13 protein-coding genes and 1 pseudogene are annotated in these 17,345 nt (G+C 53.7%); 4 read left to right on the top strand and 10 right to left on the bottom strand.

Annotated elements, in window-relative coordinates; genetic code table 11:
* Positions 1 to 3 precede the first annotated feature (3 nt).
* The 4 genes and pseudogenes from RO22_RS11810 to RO22_RS11795 all read right to left on the bottom strand — a co-directional run bounded on the left by RO22_RS11810 (position 4) and on the right by RO22_RS11795 (position 4,275).
* Positions 4 to 1,242 carry a TniQ family protein gene (locus RO22_RS11810; protein WP_052475616.1) on the bottom strand — a complete coding sequence of 413 codons (1,239 nt, stop codon included), beginning with the start codon at positions 1,240 to 1,242 and terminating at the stop codon, positions 4 to 6.
* 221 nt (positions 1,243 to 1,463) lie between these two features.
* On the bottom strand, positions 1,464 to 2,678 hold the full coding sequence (locus tag RO22_RS11805; RefSeq protein ID WP_041158408.1) for a DUF4236 domain-containing protein: 1,215 nt from the start codon (positions 2,676 to 2,678) through the stop codon (positions 1,464 to 1,466).
* Positions 2,679 to 2,706: 28 nt separating this feature from the next.
* Entirely contained in the window at positions 2,707 to 3,165 is a 459-nt protein-coding gene (locus tag RO22_RS11800) for a hypothetical protein (RefSeq protein WP_235270500.1), read from the bottom strand.
* Positions 3,166 to 3,391: 226 nt separating this feature from the next.
* Positions 3,392 to 4,275: pseudogene (locus RO22_RS11795) on the bottom strand (DMT family transporter).
* Positions 4,276 to 4,492: 217 nt separating this feature from the next.
* Here RO22_RS11795 and dsbD point away from each other — a divergent pair.
* The 3 genes from dsbD to dsbG are packed head-to-tail and all read left to right on the top strand — an operon-like array spanning position 4,493 to position 8,030.
* Positions 4,493 to 6,400 carry a protein-disulfide reductase DsbD gene (gene dsbD / locus RO22_RS11790; RefSeq protein WP_235270499.1) on the top strand — a complete coding sequence of 636 codons (1,908 nt, stop codon included), beginning with the start codon at positions 4,493 to 4,495 and terminating at the stop codon, positions 6,398 to 6,400.
* A complete protein-coding gene (locus tag RO22_RS11785) occupies positions 6,397 to 7,221 on the top strand; it encodes a TlpA disulfide reductase family protein (protein ID WP_041158406.1) in 825 nt (274 codons plus the stop codon). Before dsbD ends, RO22_RS11785 begins: the two co-directional genes overlap by 4 nt.
* Before the next feature lie 26 nt (positions 7,222 to 7,247).
* On the top strand, positions 7,248 to 8,030 hold the full coding sequence (gene dsbG / locus RO22_RS11780) for a thiol:disulfide interchange protein DsbG (RefSeq protein WP_052475614.1): 783 nt from the start codon (positions 7,248 to 7,250) through the stop codon (positions 8,028 to 8,030).
* 11 nt (positions 8,031 to 8,041) lie between these two features.
* Here the strand turns inward: dsbG and RO22_RS11775 are convergent, their stop codons facing one another.
* Positions 8,042 to 9,349, bottom strand: a complete 1,308-nt coding sequence (locus RO22_RS11775) for an ATP-binding protein (protein ID WP_041158405.1) — start codon at positions 9,347 to 9,349, stop codon at positions 8,042 to 8,044.
* On the bottom strand, positions 9,346 to 10,023 hold the full coding sequence (locus tag RO22_RS11770; protein ID WP_041158404.1) for a response regulator: 678 nt from the start codon (positions 10,021 to 10,023) through the stop codon (positions 9,346 to 9,348). The genes RO22_RS11775 and RO22_RS11770 overlap by 4 nt, the downstream gene beginning before the upstream one ends.
* 289 nt (positions 10,024 to 10,312) lie before the next feature.
* Here RO22_RS11770 and RO22_RS11765 point away from each other — a divergent pair, with 289 nt between their 5' ends.
* Complete coding sequence (locus RO22_RS11765) at positions 10,313 to 11,218, top strand: L,D-transpeptidase family protein (protein WP_041158489.1); 906 nt, start codon at positions 10,313 to 10,315, stop codon at positions 11,216 to 11,218.
* Between the two features lie 883 nt (positions 11,219 to 12,101).
* Here RO22_RS11765 and RO22_RS25015 read toward each other — a convergent pair.
* Genes RO22_RS25015 through dsrO form a run of 4 tightly spaced genes read right to left on the bottom strand, consistent with a single transcriptional unit; the run spans position 12,102 to position 17,273 of the window.
* On the bottom strand, positions 12,102 to 13,703 hold the full coding sequence (locus RO22_RS25015) for a molybdopterin dinucleotide binding domain-containing protein (RefSeq protein WP_235270498.1): 1,602 nt from the start codon (positions 13,701 to 13,703) through the stop codon (positions 12,102 to 12,104).
* Position 13,704: 1 nt separating this feature from the next.
* Complete coding sequence (locus RO22_RS25010) at positions 13,705 to 15,291, bottom strand: molybdopterin-dependent oxidoreductase (protein WP_235270497.1); 1,587 nt, start codon at positions 15,289 to 15,291, stop codon at positions 13,705 to 13,707.
* The gene (gene nrfD, locus RO22_RS11755; protein WP_041158403.1) at positions 15,284 to 16,513 is read right to left on the bottom strand and encodes an NrfD/PsrC family molybdoenzyme membrane anchor subunit; all 1,230 of its coding nucleotides are present in this window, start codon (positions 16,511 to 16,513) and stop codon (positions 15,284 to 15,286) included. Before nrfD ends, RO22_RS25010 begins: the two co-directional genes overlap by 8 nt.
* Entirely contained in the window at positions 16,497 to 17,273 is a 777-nt protein-coding gene (gene dsrO, locus RO22_RS11750; protein WP_039857572.1) for a sulfate reduction electron transfer complex DsrMKJOP subunit DsrO, read from the bottom strand. The genes nrfD and dsrO overlap by 17 nt, the downstream gene beginning before the upstream one ends.
* Positions 17,274 to 17,345: the final 72 nt, after the last annotated feature.

The raw sequence follows: 17,345 nt of genomic DNA, 5'->3' as shown, positions 1-17,345 counted from the left end.
ACGTTACCACGCGGGTAAATAGTTATTGTAAGCGCCTGTCTCAATCGGCATTCGTGATTGACGCAGCTCCATTACTTCTCTTAAATAAAACACTCCAATACCATTCACTAGCTTTTCATGTGATTTCAATCTAACCGCGCATTTAAGATACCCTTCTTCATAAAGCCGGTACGCTTGCTCATATGACGTACCAAGCAAGATCGCGGCTTCCGGCATACTAATAAGTAGGTCCGCGACGTTTGGCACACGTGTTTGCGGATTCTGATCAACCAATCGTGCTAAAAAATTCTCTAATGGCGTCAAGACAAAATCGTTTTCTGGATAAGCCTTCAAGAGAAGACGCGAGATACCGACAATATTGCCAAAAACATCGCGAAATGAGGTTTTATTATAATCACATATCAACTTATCGCCTGAGAGTGAAACTTGCTCCTCTAGTTCCTTTGTAAACACTTCAGGCCAATGCGTGAAATACTCTATAGCTTGTTCAATCGTACGAGTGGAAACCTGATCGCAGGCATCTAGCGTTTTATGTACATATAGCTGGTACCACAGCAGACACGCTAGGCGCAAACTGACTGAGCGGATGTCTAGCAGAGGATGCCTTGAAGGCGAATGCTCACCCACTACTAGGCGGCTGGCGATAAGCTGCCATTCGTCTGCTGGCTCAGAGTCAGCGTTACGAAGATCGAATCCACAGCGACAAGTATGCAAGCATTCAGAGTCGGTATAATTTAATTTCTCTTCGCATTTTGGGCACTCATGCAGCATCTGTTTGCCATGATTAATACAGGCTTCATAGGGCATCCAATGCCATTCTTGCCGAATGTAGTTAGCTTCACTGAGGCAATCAGGGCAAACAGGTATACTCTTTTGCCGAACTAACGCCCTGGGCACGTGTGTACCACCATAAAATACACTCGTGTAGCGCGAACAAAATTTCTCGCTGGAATGTATTACTGCCAAGTGTAGTAGCGGAAGTTTTTCATTATCTGTTAGCGACTCCACTAGCTTGAGCGCTCTGATGCGTCGACTACTACTCTGAGCCGCGTGATAGACATTTAAACGGCTCAACTCCTCTGGAAACGCCCCTGCTGCTTCATGGTCATGCAGCTGCAGCCAGTCTTTTATCGCTCGACTAAGCTGCTGATAGTATTCGAAGAAATTCTCTTGCGATAGACGGAGCATGTAGCTCTCAAGTGACTCGTTAATGAACGGACTTGGGCGGACAAGCAATTTCATGGCAATCACCTGCTAAGATATCCTTATCAAACATATAGCAGTTATCCACCATAAAGCATAAATTTTACTAGAAAATATTGACTTGTGGAGCTCATCCCCCCTCCCACGATTAACGGTTGAGCTGTCATGTCAGCGCCGCTCACGCCTGCCCGTTGTCACTACCACTGAATAGGAATCTCTGGTCAAACACAAAAGCCTTGGAATTATGCCTCAGCCAGGGTTTAGACGAGCTTAAACGGATCAATGTCCCGAAAAATGCCTGTTTTGGTCATGTCACGGCGGAGTGTAAACGCTTCTACCGCCGCCACCGGGTCGACCTTTTCAAGCTGATCAAAGTGGATACGGTTCCACTGTGCCCGGGTGACCTTGATACTGTAAAGGTACTGATCGCGGGTACCGCCCGTGGTGGGATCAACCACTTGGCGATATCCGGATACCCGCGCTTCTTGAACAGAGGGCAAACGCACAAACACGGCGCCAAGCACACGAAAGGCAATGCCGTGGACATGGTCACGGTACAGTTTCCGCTGTCGTGTGGCACTCAGGGATTTTGGGGTGAGCTTGAGCGCTTTGGCGGGCATCGTCCATTCTCGATCCGGCATGTCATCGTCAGAGGGCAGGTCAATATCCAGCGCCATCGTGGTGTCATGGCTTCCCAAATCAAAATCGATCACGGTCTCGCGAGGCCAGTCGATCTCTTCTAGGCGTTCTTGAAGCGTGAGCGTCATGTCATCACGTTGTCTTGGCACGCCCTGCTCTTCTCGCTGTTGTCGGGCAAACTCGGCGGCATCAAAATCGGCTTTGCGGTGCTCCCAGGTACGATAGTCATCATTAAACCGCTTCTGGCGACGTGTGTTATCGACCTCATATTGACGGCGTGCCGGTGGCCATAGCACTTTCCACCATGGAAGAGGCACCGGCGTGGGCGGAGTGGGTGCCGGCTCAGCAAAATGGCGTGGGGTGTAGCCACTGCATTGAGGAGATGGGGTATCGTGGTGCAGCTGCCCTAAGCGCACGATGTCCGCGTTTAATTCATCGCAGAGTGTCTTGAGCTGTGCACGAATAGCATCACGTGCATGACGGCGCAGCCAACGTACGTCCTGGTCGCTGAGTGGAGTGCCATCTTCAAATAGGTAGCGCACGTTGCCGTCTTTTTTAACCGACAGCTGAAGCCCCAGCGACTCCCCTTGCCCAATGCGCGTTTCTAGGGCTGAGGGGGCACTTGCTTGCTCCTTTGAAGAAGCGCGCCGAGATGACGACAGCTGGGTGCGATAGGCCAGTCCTGTTCCAGGAAGTCCGGCATGCGCATGGATACCTCGTGGCCCCATGCTGACACTGGCACCTCGCGGGCCGACAGAAAGGCCCACACCACGCTTGCTGATATTCAGGCGCACGCCGGGCGCAAGCGAAATACGACGTTGAAAACGAAAAGCCATCGGCACTCCTTGAAGCGGGAACCTTACGTCATTGGTTCACGCGCCGTTGATCGCGCTTACCCACGACACAGTACCAGCGCGCCTCTTCCTCTTGCCGCCGCTTAATCGCTGCCTGCATGGCTTCTTCTGAGGTCGCATAGCGGGTGCGTGACGTACCGAAACTGAACTGCGCGCTGCGTTTTTTGCGTGAACCACCGGGCATCAACGCATACCAAGCCGCTACCCAGAGTGTTGTCCCAGTGGGACGCTCGTAATGGTAAACGCCCGTTATCGGGCCAGCAGGCCGTTCACGATGACGCGCGACGGAGCGTGCCTCTACTCTCAACAACTCCTTCCAGCGGCGTGTTCCCCAGATCTCTCTGCCACGTTGGTCTCGATGCGCAAGGCATCGCTCAAAAGTATCGTATTCATTAGCTAAGCGCGGGATCGACTTGGTTTCGGGTTTTCCTGATGGGCGTGGCACGCGCACCATGGGGTGTTCGTGCATTCCGATTTCGGCCAATAGCGGAAATTTAGTAAGTTTTGATATAATGGGTAGTTTGAGCGGTTTGGCTACTCCGCGCCTTCTGTAATATTTAGTTAGGCAAATATCAAATAAGCCAAGAAAAAACTCGTTACCTTTCTCTGTTCACCCTTCGCAAGTCGTCAATACCTACAGATAGCTGTAATCACAGCGTTGGATCCTAGATCAGAACGATAACCAGCTAGTGATTCTATCCGGAGGGTGGCCGTCCAGAGCTTGAAAAGACGCTCAGCGCGGTCACTGTGACTAATATCAGTCCCATACCCAGAATTTGCGGCCCTACCAGGGTTTCGCTTAACACCACGACGCCGAACAGCGTCGCGGTGACCGGTTCGACCATTGCGACAACGGAGGCCACGGCCGGGGCAGTATGTTTCAAACCAATGATATAAAGAACAAAAGACAAACCTGCGCCGAGTACACCGAGTACTGCGAATAGCGGCCAATCCGGCGTGCTCAGGACAGCAACCGTCTGGCCAACATCACTCGGCCAGATAAGAATACTGGCAAGTACCATAAGCGCGATAGAGAGAATAGCCTGCGGGCTACCGTGTGGCGCCGCATACTTGAAGCCGAAAATGAATATTGCGTAGGACAGTCCGGCAAGCAGACCAGCACCTACACCCATCGCCGTAACGCCACTCGCACCGACGTCATAAATCAGTGTAAGCAATACGACACCAAGAATCACTACTGCGATCGCGGCCCACTTCAGCGGCGTGGGACTTTCGAGCCTTAGAGCGAAGGATACGAGATATACGAAGACTGGGGCGCTGTACATCAATGTAGCCGCAACAGCAACGCTACCGTGCGCAATGCTTAAGAAATAGAACGAGAAGTTACCCCCTACGCCGACACCGGCGATGACTGACCAGAACCATAACCGGCGTTTTGTCAGGCCACTACTGTGTGGACGCAGTATTAGCCAGATGAGGACGCACAGTAGTCCGATCGCACCCGGTAGAAGGAAACCACGAACGCGTCCCAACCGTCGGCTATAAGGATTCCGCCGATCCCGCCAGATAACCCCCAGAAAAGCGCCGCCAGCACCACAAAAATTGTACTCGCACCCATCCTGTAACCTCGCTTCTCGTGTTGAACTAACATCGTTGACGGCGGGGAAGGGCGTCATGGGACCCTGCTCCGGGCCGCTGAAAGCAGTGCGTCGGTCACTGCCCGAGTATCAGGTAGGGCCGTCTGTACGCCAGCCAAGCCACTAGGCAGGAAAACCTTCATTTTCAGTTAATCCCCATAAGCCATCCTATCCAGCATCGAATCAGGAGTGCTGGAAATGCGAGCTATGAACAGGCCGATACAAGAGGCCATGTGCTTTAGGCTGGTGCAGTGGGTACTATTACTGGGGTTGCTAAGCGTTACCACAGTAGCCACTGCACAATCTTTTTTTGGCCAGCAGGAGAGCGTTCTTCCTCCAGAGCAAGTCTTCAAGCCAACACTTAGCCATGATGGCGAATCTCTGGAGATTGATTGGCAAATCGAGCCCGACTACTACCTTTACCGCCACCGTTTTTCTGCTGAAGCCGATGGGCGTGAGCTATCGCTGAATATCCCTGACGGGGAAACCATTGAGGACGAGTATTTTGGACGCTCTGAGGTTTATCGTCATTCGTTGAGTATGATCACCCAGCCTGGCAATGCTGAAACAATTACTCTTCGCTGGCAGGGCTGCGCCGATGCGGGCCTTTGCTATCCACCTCAGGAACAGACCTTTGACTTAGCGTCTGCTGGCCAGGACATATCCAAAACCGATGAACCATCGGATGCCACGAACGAATCCTCATTTGAAGAAAACCCTACTTCTGACCCAGAAATTACGATGGCAGAAGACCAGCAACTGGCGGCGCAACTGGCCGGAGGTAATTGGTTCTGGACGCTGGCGGCATTCTTCGGCATGGGGCTGTTACTGACGTTCACGCCTTGTGTGTTGCCGATGATACCGATCCTTTCGAGCTTGATCGCGGGGCGACGAGAGGTGGGCGAGAGCCACCGAGCGGCAGGCTTAGTGATGTCTACTGCCTTCGTCCTTCCCATGGCGGCCACCTATGCGTTACTCGGCGTGGCCGCTGCCATGGCAGGCGCCAATCTACAGATGCTGTTTCAGAACGTCTGGTTTATCGGCCTGTTCTCGCTACTGTTTATCGTTCTCGCCTTGGCCATGTTCGGCTTATTCGAATTAGAGCTGCCGAGAGCGCTTCGCCAGCGGCTTGATTCAGGCATGTCGCGTCAACGTGGTGGTCGCTTGAAAGGGGTTGCCATCATGGGCGTACTCTCTGCACTGCTGGTGGGTCCCTGCATGACCGCGCCGTTAGCGGGAGCGCTACTGTTCATTGCTGATAGTGGCAACCCCTGGTTGGGCGGCGCAGCCCTGTTATCGCTTGGACTCGGAATGGGCCTACCACTCATCCTGATCGGCACCGTGGGTAGCCAGCTTCTACCTAAGCCGGGTGCCTGGATGATTCGCATCAGAGCGCTTTTCGGCTTTGTATTACTGGGGATGGCGATTTGGTTTGTGGCTCGCGTAATACCTGATGCCATCGTTCTCGGCCTTTGGGGCGCTCTAACACTTAGCTTTGCGATAGCCCTCATGTCGCTTGCTCGGAACGAAGGCCTTAGTGGCATCACGTCTCAAGTCTTGACGGCCAGTGCAGCAAGCATAGCCATATGGAGCGCGCTAATGTTAATCGGCGCTGCCGGCGGTGCCTCTGATCCTTGGCGTCCGCTAGCGATTTTTACATCAACTAATGGAGGCTCAAACACAGCAGATTCGATGTCAAACAATGAGCAACCGCTTACCTTTGATGAGGTTGAAGATCTAGCCACGCTTGATGCCCGTATTGACCAAACCGGGGTTAGCGGCCAGATGACGCTCGTCGAATTTACGGCCGACTGGTGCATCTCTTGTAAGGTGATCGAACAGGAAGTTTTCGCTGACCCCACTGTTCAAGCCGAACTGGAGAATGTGCAACGGTTGAGCATCGACGTAACTAACTACGACGCATCTGACAAGGAGATCATGGAGCACTTCGGCATCGTTGGGCCGCCAACGCTAATGTGGTTCGGCTCTGACGGGCACGAGCGGCGCAGTGCGCGCATTATCGGCGAACTAGACGCTGACACATTTCTGAAGCGCTTCGATCAGGCCAAACAAACCGGCAGCAGTACCACTGGAGGTGGTTCATGAGTCCCCTGGATCGCAGCCTCGTTATCGGCCCGTTAGCTCTGAGCGTAGGGCAGCTTTTGCTGATGCTTTCGATAGTTATCGCACTGATCATCGGAGGCTGGCTAGGCCGCCGTCGAAAGGTCAACGTTGGCGATAGCATCTTCAATGCCATGCTCTTGGGTGTGATCGGGGCGCGACTTGTTTTCATCGTTCAATATGGCGAAAGCTACGATACGTTCTGGTCGTGGTTTGACATACGCGATCGCGGCTTCGAGCCGCTAGCGGGCCTTGTCGTCGCCTTGGTTTACCTTGCTTGGCGGCTATGGCGCCAACCTCACGAGCGCGGCCCTCTCGGGACAGCCGTAATATCAGGGGCTCTGACCTGGTCGCTGACGGCGGGGGCACTGACACTGATGGTATCTCAAGGTGCTAGCATTCCTTCGACGGCGTTAACCACGCTTAAGCATGACGAAGTGACTCTTCCCACTATGCTAAGCGAAGCTGATCGCCCCATGGTGGTCAATCTTTGGGCCAGTTGGTGCCCGCCGTGTCGACGCGAAATGCCTGTATTTGAGCAGGCTCAACAAGAGCGAGACGACGTGACGTTCGTGTTCGTCAATCAGGGCGAGAGCCTCAGCACCGTTAGTGCCTTTTTACAGCAAGAGTCACTCACCCTCGATAATGTCTACCTCGACCGGAACAATGCGCTCGGCCATGACGTGGGTGCCATGGCCATGCCCACCACGCTTTATTACAACGCCGATGGCACGCTTATCGACACCCACTTTGGAGAGCTGTCTCGCGCCACGCTCGATCGCAGTCTAGCGCGTTTCAACCTCTAACTCACCTCACTTTGGAGACAACACACATGGCCGCTTTCAACGCCTGTATGACACCACTACGCCTCACACTAACGCTTGGGACTAGCATTGCGCTGGCAACAAGTCTGCCTGCAACTGCCGCTGAGTGGCCCGCCCCTATTCAAGAGCTCGAACAGCAAGGTCTCACGATTCATGGAGAATTCGATGCGCCGGACGGGCTGACTGGATATGCAGGTAGTGCTCGTGGCCAGACGATTGCGGCATACCTTACCTCGGGAGGCGAGCATGCGCTAGTTGGTACACTGATCAATGCCGAGGGCCAGGACGTTTCAGCTGAGCGGCTAGAGCAACTCGTCAACGGTCAAAGAAACGCCGAGTTATGGCAAGAAATGGATAGCCAACACTGGGTGCGCGATGGCGATAAAGAGGCACCCCGTATCGTATATACCTTTAGTGACCCCAACTGTCCTTACTGCCGCCAACTGTGGGAAGACGCCCAACCCTGGGTTGAAAGTGGCGACGTTCAGGTTCGTCATTTGATAGTAGGTATTCTCAAAGCAGACAGCCCTGAAAAGGCAGCCGCGATACTCGATGCGGATAATCCTGGCGAAGCGCTGGCTGAGCATTACCGCAACGATGCCATGCCCGAAAATCAAGGGGATGACCAAAGCGAGCAGTGGGTTAGCGAAAACACCCAGCTAATGCGCGATGGCCAACTCTTTGCAACGCCAGCGACCTTTTATCAGGATGACAACGGTGACGTGCACAGTGTGATGGGTGCTCCCTCGCCCGATAAGCTTCGAGCCATTATGGGGAGTGATTCACCTTAATCTAAACGGGTTCAACCCGAAGGCAATTGAAGCGTCACTCGTAGCCCAACACCATTGCCAGATGCGAACATCACTCGGCCTCCTGCCCGGGTGACAATCGCCTCGACGATCGAAAGACCCAAGCCACTACCTTTAGGATGATCTCCCCGATGAAAGCGCTTCGTCAGTCGGGAGAGGTGTTCGGCAGCAATGGTTTCACCTTGACTAGTGATATCGATGACTGTCATTCCCTTTGATTCCTGTACGGAAATCTCTATCGGCGCACCGAGTGCGCCGTGACGCATCGCATTTTCGAGCAGGTTGCGTAGAACCGTCACGAGAAGCGGCTCAGATAGGGCGACATGTACTTGGTTAACGCCCTGGGGATAATGACAATGATCACGGCTACCGGTTTCTGTCATCGCAGCCACCAGTGCCCCCCCAAGAGGAGTAGGATCAGAACGACGGGCACGTGTGATGTCCTCACTTTCCATTCGCGCCAATAGCAAAAGCTGACCAAGCGTTTTCGTTAGTCGATCTACTCCAGCTTCAGCTTGCTGCATCGCTTCGTACTGCTGGTGACCGTCAACACGCCTCGCGATTTGCAGATGTGTGCGAACGGCAGTTAACGGTGTACGAAGTTCGTGGGCAGCATCGTCGGTAAAGCGCTGCTCCAATTCAAGCATACGTCGCGTTCGTGCCAGTAGCGTATTGAAACTATCGATCAGCGGGCGAATTTCACCAGGCAATCCATGAAGAGGTAGTGCCGAAAGGTCATTGTGTTCGCGCAGAATAAGTCGTTGTTGTAACTTGGCAAGCGGCGCAAGTCCTCGTGTTACCCCCCACCATAGCGCAACAAGACTGCCCACCAGCGCCAGTAGAAATGGGTAAAGCGCGGCCCGGCGAACCTGCAGCAGCAGTGCTTCTCTCTCTTTCAGACGATCAGCCACCGTAATACGCTTGTCGTTATCAACTAACGTGTAAACTCGCCAGCGCTGCCCGTTGTGCTCGCGATACCGATACCCCTCAGCCTCAACGGCAAGCACGTCGTTCATTTCCGGATGCGTACCCGCCACCACTTGACCACGAAGCGATGATACTCGACAAGCGATACCATCCAGCGAAGGAATCGTTGGCGTTTCATCTTCTGTACCGTTCCAAGACGTTGCTGGCACGCGATCCAACAAACCAGCCACCATTCGCGCCGATTGAGCCAGACGCTGATCCAGAGACTCTTCCAACTGCGCCGACAGGTCACGCATTGACCATATGGCAGTGATACTCCATAGCAGCACGAGAGTAATTCCAAGTGTAGCAACCAGACGTAAGCGCAGATTCATGAGGTCGCATCACTGTTGTATTTGCCAAGTCGATAACCCAAACCTCTCACGGTTTCGATCACGTTGCGTCCCAGCTTGCGACGCAGTTGGTAGATGTGCACATTAAGCGCATTACTTTCGATCTCATCATCAATACCGTAAAGGCAGTCCTTCAATTGATCGGCGCTCAGAATTCGCCCGCGAGCTCGAATTAATGCTTCCAGCAGCATTAACTCGCGTCGCAACAGGACGACGGGTTCTCCATCCAACGTGACGCTACGTGTGACGGGGTCTAATGCCAGGCTGCCGTGACGAATGGCGTGATCCACTTGCCCTGCCGTACGGCGTAATAACGATTGGAGCCGGGCTGTTAACTCGTCAAGATCAAACGGCTTGATCAAATAGTCGTCTGCGCCTCCCTGAAGGCCCTCGACGCGGCTCGCTACCGCATCTCGAGCCGTTAGCATCAGCACTGGCGTCGCCACGCTCGCATGACGCCAATGCTTCAATAACGTCAAACCATCTCCATCGGGCAATCGACGGTCGAGAATAACAGCATCGTAGTTAATGGTGGCTAGCGCGCCTTTCGCAGTATCCAAGGTGGTGACGGTATCAACCACAAAGCCGCTCAGTGCCAATCCTGCTTCGACGCCAGCCGCTACCGGGGCATCATCCTCGACCAGTAATACCCGCATACTTACTCCTCAAGGTCATAGAAAATGGTTTCTATCAGCAGTATGCCATTAGGGGATGAAGTTAATATGAGGCAGCCCCATTTTGCAGCCGATAGATCGAAACCATCCAAACCAACAACTAAACAGCATTATGTAATGCCAAAAGCCGCCATTATCCACATCCACGCTTCATTTACAGTTAATGTTCATCATGCCTAATGAGCTTTTGGTCGTATAGTGAGTAACGTTTCTTATGAACTCTTGCTTTGTAAAACCTGCAGTCAGTGGTCGACTGCTTCGCTGCGTATTCATGGTGGCATTGTGGCTTGTTTCATTTTCGGCTTTTGGCGAGACCTCACGGCCACTAGGACATTATCTATTGCCTGAAACCGGCAATATCGTGGGTGAGGCCTATACCGTTCAAGTAGAGAACGAAGAGGATACCTTGCTCGATATTGCTCACGCACACGGTGTCGGATATGAGGAAATTCGACGGGCCAATCCCGACACTAGTCTTTGGGTTCCTGGGAAAGGAACGCAGGTTCAGATTCCGGGGCAACACATACTGCCGGATGTAGAGCGTAAAGGAGTGGTTATCAATATCGCGGAGCTGCGGCTTTACTACTATCCCGAGGTGCAAGATGGAGAAACACCTCGCGTCGAAACCTACCCCATTGGCATCGGCCGCGATGGATTCGATACACCATTGGGGATTACCAAAACCACCATGCGCCTTGAGGACCCCGCTTGGTATCCTCCCGAATCCGTTCGTCAGGAAGCGGCTGAACGCGGCGACCCACCGCCTGACGTTGTTCCGCCAGGGCCCGACAATCCCCTCGGTCAGCACGCCATCTTATTGGATATTCCTGGTTATTTAATTCATGGCACGAACCAACCAGATGGCATTGGCATGCGCGCCAGTCGAGGTTGTATCCGTATGCACCCCGACGATATTAAAGCCGTATTTGAGCAAATACCCAACGGTACCCAGGTCAATATTATCGATGAGCCGATCAAGCTTGGCTGGGACGCCGACCACTTGCTGTACTTGCAGGCATTTACTTCGCGTAATGAACAAGAAACGAGCATAAGCGACTTGCTGAATATCGTTAACAAAGCTGACGAACTGCCGGAACAAAAGCGCTCAAACATTGATTATGAAGTGATGCAGAAAGCGCTTAAAAGAGGTAGTGGACGTATAGAGCCGCTAATTTAACCCACTTTTTAGTAAATTTTAGCGGTTGTTATGGGTTCAATGTGGCCAAGTGCTTTCATAAGTGATGCCGTCACGTCCGTCGCAGGGTTTACTGTATCCTGGGATTCCCCTGCCATCCATACAAGGCATCATTTACAGCGTTCTTCAGGAATAAATGGGGCATTCAAAGGGAATAAAGTATGGTGGTAAGCAGCGAGAAACTCTTTGCAGAGTGTTAGTTAAAATTAGGCTTTAAGACAGATCATCGCGTGTAATTTCAACTTTGCTAAATGCATTAAGCACGGAGGCCTCACAAGGTACACTCTCATTGTTTGATTTAGGATGTTTGAAAGGATCGGCAAGCTCTAGGCTATGGCTAGTCAATTTTTGAACGACACCTTGGACGAGCCGAACGCTCCAAAGTCCTAGAGAAGTCACAGTACCAGCCCAGCACTGTAACCAGCTCGCTGACTATTCGTGCTGGCTGCTTATGGGAGTCTGGGCTGGATGAGCCGTGTACTTAAAGATGGTTCCCTATCTAGGGCATTTAGGCTCCACCACTTTTGGACCTTTGAACCTCGTCATCTGATGACACAAGATCATGCCTGTGGCTACGGCCTAATAGGCCAACAATTCCTCCGAGCACCCACTCATGAATGAATATAACGACCATATCGCCAGCAATTAGCAGATAAGTGACAGTTAAAATGTTGCGTTTCTAGTCAAGTTGATAAGTGTCCGAACCAGGCAGAGAAAAAATACTGAGTTAACTATAAACCGTTGGCCAGTTTTAATTGACCACTACAGCCTTAGCGGACACCCTTAGAAGCTCATGAGGGCGTCCTTGTTTTTTTCATTCCAAATTTGCAAAGCTAGCTGTATATATTCTATTGCTCTGCATTGGTTAGACTCGTCTAACTTTTACTGGTAAGCCTTGGCGCACGCTGGCCCCACTGATTGGCTCTAGCCAAGTGCCATCTACTTTCCGTGTGGGGTCTTGAAAGCCTAGGTCATTAATATTGATACCTGCACGCATCCAGGGCATATCCGGCTGGGATACCCCGTCGATGACATGTGGCGTGGCACCTAAATCCTTGTGGCCATAGCCGTGCTCAATGCCCAGGGCGCCAGGTATTACGCTTTCACTGACTAGTGCCAATCCCACAACGCTTCCGCCAGGGCTTTCTATGCGAATGGTATCACCGTGCTGGATACCAAAGCGCTCGGCGTCTTGGCGGTGCATTTGTATCGGGTTATAAGGCTTGATCATACGTAGCCGCTCACTCCCAATGGCGTAAGAGTTCATCAGATTGGATTTGAACGAGAAGGCTAGCAGCGGCCACTCCTGCTCAGAAAATATCTCGCGCATAGGTTGCTTGTTCGCCATCTGAGGCAGCTTATGGCAGGGGACGCCGCTATTGGGCAGGCCATTAGTGGTATCAATACTGGTGCCTACCGATTCGTTGTAAACACACAGCGTTTGCTTCCACTGGTATTTCAATTTTTCACCGATGAAGTGCTCGCTGGCATCTTCAAAGCGTCCACCCCGGGCATAGAGATAGGCAACTCTAGCGCGTTCATCAGATTTTAGCGTTCTTGCGATTTTAGGCAGCAGTGGGGCAATGCCTCCATGAGCAATATCAGCGTCATCTGCTTCTGGCAGTGGCTCTTCTTGAAAAGCGATATTGGCCGCGGCTCGCAGGTAGTAATCCTCAGCGCGATTGAGCGGGTGCAGATTTCCTTGGGCATCGGGAATTGCGTTGTCGCCAAAGCCGGGCAGACCCAGGCGCTTGGCCACGGCAATAAAGAAGCTGTCCATTGACACCGGTTCTCCCTCGGCGGTTTTTTGCTGGCGTGGCTCAACTACGGGCCAGCAGGCGGTGGTTAGTTTGCCGAGGGTGCCTTTCCACGCGCCAGTAAACCCCCACACCTCGTACATCACGGAATCAGGCACGATGTAGTCGGCGTAGCGGTTGGTTTCATTGATAAAGCCATCCACGGCGACAAAGAGCCCTAGACGCTTAGGGTCCTTCAGCTTGTCGACAATGACGCTTTTCAGACCGGCCTGACCATAAATCGGGTTGGCCATACAGCCAATCACCGCTTTGATGGGGTAAGGATAGCTATCTAGTGCAGAGGGTAGGTGCTCTGTGAGTGTCGGCGGTGCCAACGAGCGCCACGGCGCTCTAGCCGGGTAAGGATTTTCGCCTGCGGCGACTTTGCGCTGATACTCGGAAGACTTTTCGTAGGGGAAGCGCGAGCGGGATAGAAACACCCCCTGAGGTGCGCGCTTACCAGGAAAGTTGGCTAAGTCGTAGCGTGGGCCCTCGCCGGTACCGCTGTAAGTGCCGCCGCCCACGGCGCTGCCACCCTTCATGTTGTAGTTGCCCGCCAGTAAGTTCAGCATTTGCACGCTGAACGCGGCGTAGAAACCGTTACCCGACATCATGCCGCCGTGACAGTTAACAGCGGCTTTTCTGCCATGGCTGGCATAGCGGCTGGCCAATTCAATAATCGGCGTAGAAACCGTTACCCGACATCATGCCGCCGTGACAGTTAACAGCGGCTTTTCTGCCATGGCTGGCATAGCGGCTGGCCAATTCAATAATCGTCGCCTTGGGAATGCCACAATGCTCGGCATAGGTGTCTAGGTCGTACTCGTGGGCAGATTCGCTTAGCAACGTCAGGCTGCTTTTGACGGTCACGGTGGTGCCATCGGCAAGCTCAACCGGACGTTCGGCAAAGAGCTCGGCGGTCATCACCTCTTCGCTTAGCGCGAGTTCGCCATTGGCGACTACCATCGGCGAGTCAGCATCGTTATCCGCTTCCGCTAGGCCCAGGTCGCTGGCGCGAAGAAAATAACCTCTGCGGGGGTGTTCATAGGTGTCAATCACCAAATGAGTGGCGTTGGAGTGGGTGGTTTCGCCCGCTGCATTGGCGGCGGCTTGGCCGGGCAGAGCTAGGAAGTCACTAGCATAGCCTTGGTTGTCGAGTAGCCACTGGATGATTGCCATGGCAAAAGCGCTGTCTGTCCCAGGACGAATAGGCACCCAGCGGTTGTTGTCGGCTGCGTGGGAGGTGGCGGCATTGAGCGCTGGGTCGACCACCACGTACTCCAACGTACCGGCTGCACGGGCTTGGGCAATCAAGCGGCCTTGGCGTTTAAACGGGTTGCCCGCTTGGCTGGGCGCACAGCCGATATACATGATGAAGCGTGCGTTTTGGATATCTGGCTTAACGTGGGCGTTGGTGACAATATTGTTCATCACCGCGCCAGATCCCATGCGGAAAGCCAAACCACAGTAAGCGCCATGGTGACCATAATTGCGGGTAGCAAAGGCATTGAGGGTAAAGCGCTTGAGTAGGTCTGAACGCCCGTAGTCAGTGGCTTCCATCACCATTAATTGGTTGGCCTTGGGGCCATATTCAGGGTTGTCAGGGTCAATCAGGGTGTCGTGATCGCGAATATCGCGCAGTCCATCAACGTGGCCTTCGTTAAACAGGTCGCCGCCTTCGCAGATTTCTTCAATTAGCTGCTCAAAGGAGATTTTCTGCCATTGACGGCTACCACGTTCACCTACTCGTTTCAGGCAGTTGTCGACTCGGAAAGGGTTGGTAATTTGGCTCATCATGGCGTTGCCACGGGCGCAGGCGGTGGAGCGGTTTATCTGACCCTGTTCACCATAGGCGCTAACACTACGCAGTGCATCCGCCACCGGTGTACGCATAGGTAAATGGTCGTCGGCGGACAGCGGGTGGTAGGGATTGCCTGATACCCGCAGTACTTCGCCAAGGGTGTCATCGACCCTCACTCTCACGCCGCATCGGGTAGTACAGCCGTAACAAATAGTGAAGGCGACTCGCTGGCCGGGGGTTAAGGTGAGTTCGCCAGTGTCTAAATCGACGCGGTATTCTGGGGTCAGCGAGTTGCCATGAATATTGTGCCTGGGTTTTTCACCCGCGCTACCGGTAATGCCCTTGGCCATTTTTGCCAGTGGGTCGGCATAGCCCACGGCAAAGGTGGCTGCACCACCAGCGGCGGCAGCGCCTTTTAGAAAACGGCGGCGTGACGGGTCTTGAGCAGACTTAGACATGACTAGACGCTCCTTTTTTAGCGGTGAGAGGATGAGTAGAAGCATCTTGGGCAGCGTGGGTTGGCATTGCTATAAGGCCGCCTTGTTGGGCCTGTCGCCAGGGAATAAACAGTTCAATCAGGAGAATAACGGCGAGCCAGAGACCGAAGGTGCCAACAATGCCTAAAATGCCGGAAGAGCCGGCGGGAATACCATAGTGGTGAAATCCGGCACTATTGCGCGCCACATGCTGAACATCCATCAGTACCACCCAGCGAAACATCCAGCCCATGTGTATGGCGACGAGGCCTAGCAACCATGCCCAGGCAAACAGTGCTGGCTGGCTAGAGGTTGGAGCGCCGCTCGGCCCGGGCTGGCGCAGGGTAGGGCGAGTCAATAAAAACAACACGGCGGCAAACAGCGCGATGCCGGTAATGCCTCCCCAGAGGGCAGTGTTGCGCCACGAGGCGCTATGGCGCACGGATTCCAGCGCGGTGGCGACTGAGCCTACGTGGGCATTTACGCCATCTAAAAACCAGCTAAGCGCGATCAATCCTGCTAGCGCACAGGCCACTAGCAGCACATACAGCATCTGTCGTATAGCGGTTTGCGAACAAAGCCCACTAACCCTGTTCAGCACTAACACCAGACCGGAGGCGGCGATAAATCCGGTGGTCGCCAGCATGGGCGGTAGCCACACGGTGTTCCAAAGCGGACGGGCCTTTACGATTGCTAGTTCCGCACCGGTGTAAAGCATAATGCCGCTGGAAAGTCCCAGCGCAGCCAGACCTACCACCGCGACCATTGCTCGTGGCGTTGTGCCTCTGCCCAGTGAAAGCCAGGTGGCTAGCATGCCACCGAGTCCTGGAGTGCCGCACTGTGCCTGCAGCGCGGGCCGCCATGCCAACCAAGCAAGGCCAAGCACGCTAACCAAATAAAGCGGCAGAACAACGCTGCCAATCGACATCCACGAGTGGCTATTGGCGTAAGCGTAGAAGTGCCAGAACCGCAGTGGCTGGTGCAAATCCGCGAGTAACGCAACGGGCGCCACTAGCGTAGTGCTAACGCAAGCGATTAGCGCCAGACGTGCGGTAGGCAGCCAGGTTTTTTTACCGAATACCAGTGCTGGGGCGGCTAGCCATAGGCTGGCGTAGGAAACCGCAATCATAAAAAAGTACTGAACCGCCCACGGGTACCAGGCGATGTCATAGCGCGGTGCCAGTAGCTCAATGGTGGAATTCATAGCCCATCTCCTGACCGTGGGGGTCGAGTACTTCGAGCGCAACGGGCTCGGCCTTAGGACGCGTGGTGAAGCGCTCATCCATGCCTAGGTAGAACACCTGAGGAAGGGTGTTTTTTTCTGGTTGTAGCACCATCAATGCATCGCGATGTTCATGAATCATGCGGCTGATTTGGCTTTGAGGATCGCGCATATCTCCAATCACGCGGGCACCGCCTACGCAGCTCTCAACGCAAGCGGGCAATAGTCCGGCTTCTAGACGATGGGCACAGAAGGTGCACTTGTCGGCGGTTTGAGTGCGTTGGTTAATAAAGCGAGCATCGTAGGGGCAAGCATTGACGCAATAGGCACACCCTACGCAGCGGTCGCTATCGACCACCACAATGCCATCCTGCTGCTGGTAAGTGGCTTCTACAGGGCAGACCGGGACGCAGGGTGGGTTTTCACAGTGGTTACACAGCCGGGGCAGCATAAAGGTGGCTAATTCGCCGCTTTCCTGATGCTGTACTTCATACTGGGAGACCGTGGTGCGAAACTGTCCCAGCGGTGCAGCGTTTTCGATATGACACGACACCGTACAGGCTTGGCAGCCGATGCACTGGCGTAAGTCGATAAGCATACCGTAGCGTTTAGTTGGGTCGCCTTCGCGGCGGGCAGGTTGCTGATTAATGCCAGCTTGGGCAAGGCTTGAAAACGGCATCAGCGCAGCGCCTGCACTTAAGCGTGCCATTTGACCCAAGAGCGAGCGACGTATTGCGTCCATAGCGCCTCCTTGGCGAATTAAACGGCATTCGCAGGGCGAATGTCGGAATACCCTTAGATTACGCCTTTGCTC

This window comes from Halomonas sp. KHS3, assembly GCF_000830495.1.
Lineage (GTDB): Bacteria > Pseudomonadota > Gammaproteobacteria > Pseudomonadales > Halomonadaceae > Vreelandella > Vreelandella titanicae.
This window is presented reverse-complemented; position numbering and strand designations above follow the sequence as displayed.

Bases quoted from the DNA above. Each gene is read 5' to 3' on its own strand.
- RO22_RS11810 (WP_052475616.1), bottom strand. From the start codon at position 1,242: ATGAAATTGCTTGTCCGCCCAAGTCCGTTCATTAACGAGTCACTTGAG.
- RO22_RS11785 (WP_041158406.1), top strand. From the start codon at position 6,397: ATGAGTCCCCTGGATCGCAGCCTCGTTATCGGCCCGTTAGCTCTGAGC.
- dsbG (WP_052475614.1), top strand. From the start codon at position 7,248: ATGGCCGCTTTCAACGCCTGTATGACACCACTACGCCTCACACTAACG.
- RO22_RS11775 (WP_041158405.1), bottom strand. From the start codon at position 9,349: ATGAATCTGCGCTTACGTCTGGTTGCTACACTTGGAATTACTCTCGTG.
- RO22_RS11800 (WP_235270500.1), bottom strand. From the start codon at position 3,165: ATGCACGAACACCCCATGGTGCGCGTGCCACGCCCATCAGGAAAACCC.
- RO22_RS11770 (WP_041158404.1), bottom strand. From the start codon at position 10,023: ATGCGGGTATTACTGGTCGAGGATGATGCCCCGGTAGCGGCTGGCGTC.
- RO22_RS25010 (WP_235270497.1), bottom strand. From the start codon at position 15,291: ATGTCTAAGTCTGCTCAAGACCCGTCACGCCGCCGTTTTCTAAAAGGC.
- dsrO (WP_039857572.1), bottom strand. From the start codon at position 17,273: ATGGACGCAATACGTCGCTCGCTCTTGGGTCAAATGGCACGCTTAAGT.
- RO22_RS11805 (WP_041158408.1), bottom strand. From the start codon at position 2,678: ATGGCTTTTCGTTTTCAACGTCGTATTTCGCTTGCGCCCGGCGTGCGC.
- dsbD (WP_235270499.1), top strand. From the start codon at position 4,493: ATGCGAGCTATGAACAGGCCGATACAAGAGGCCATGTGCTTTAGGCTG.
- nrfD (WP_041158403.1), bottom strand. From the start codon at position 16,513: ATGAATTCCACCATTGAGCTACTGGCACCGCGCTATGACATCGCCTGG.
- RO22_RS11765 (WP_041158489.1), top strand. From the start codon at position 10,313: ATGGTGGCATTGTGGCTTGTTTCATTTTCGGCTTTTGGCGAGACCTCA.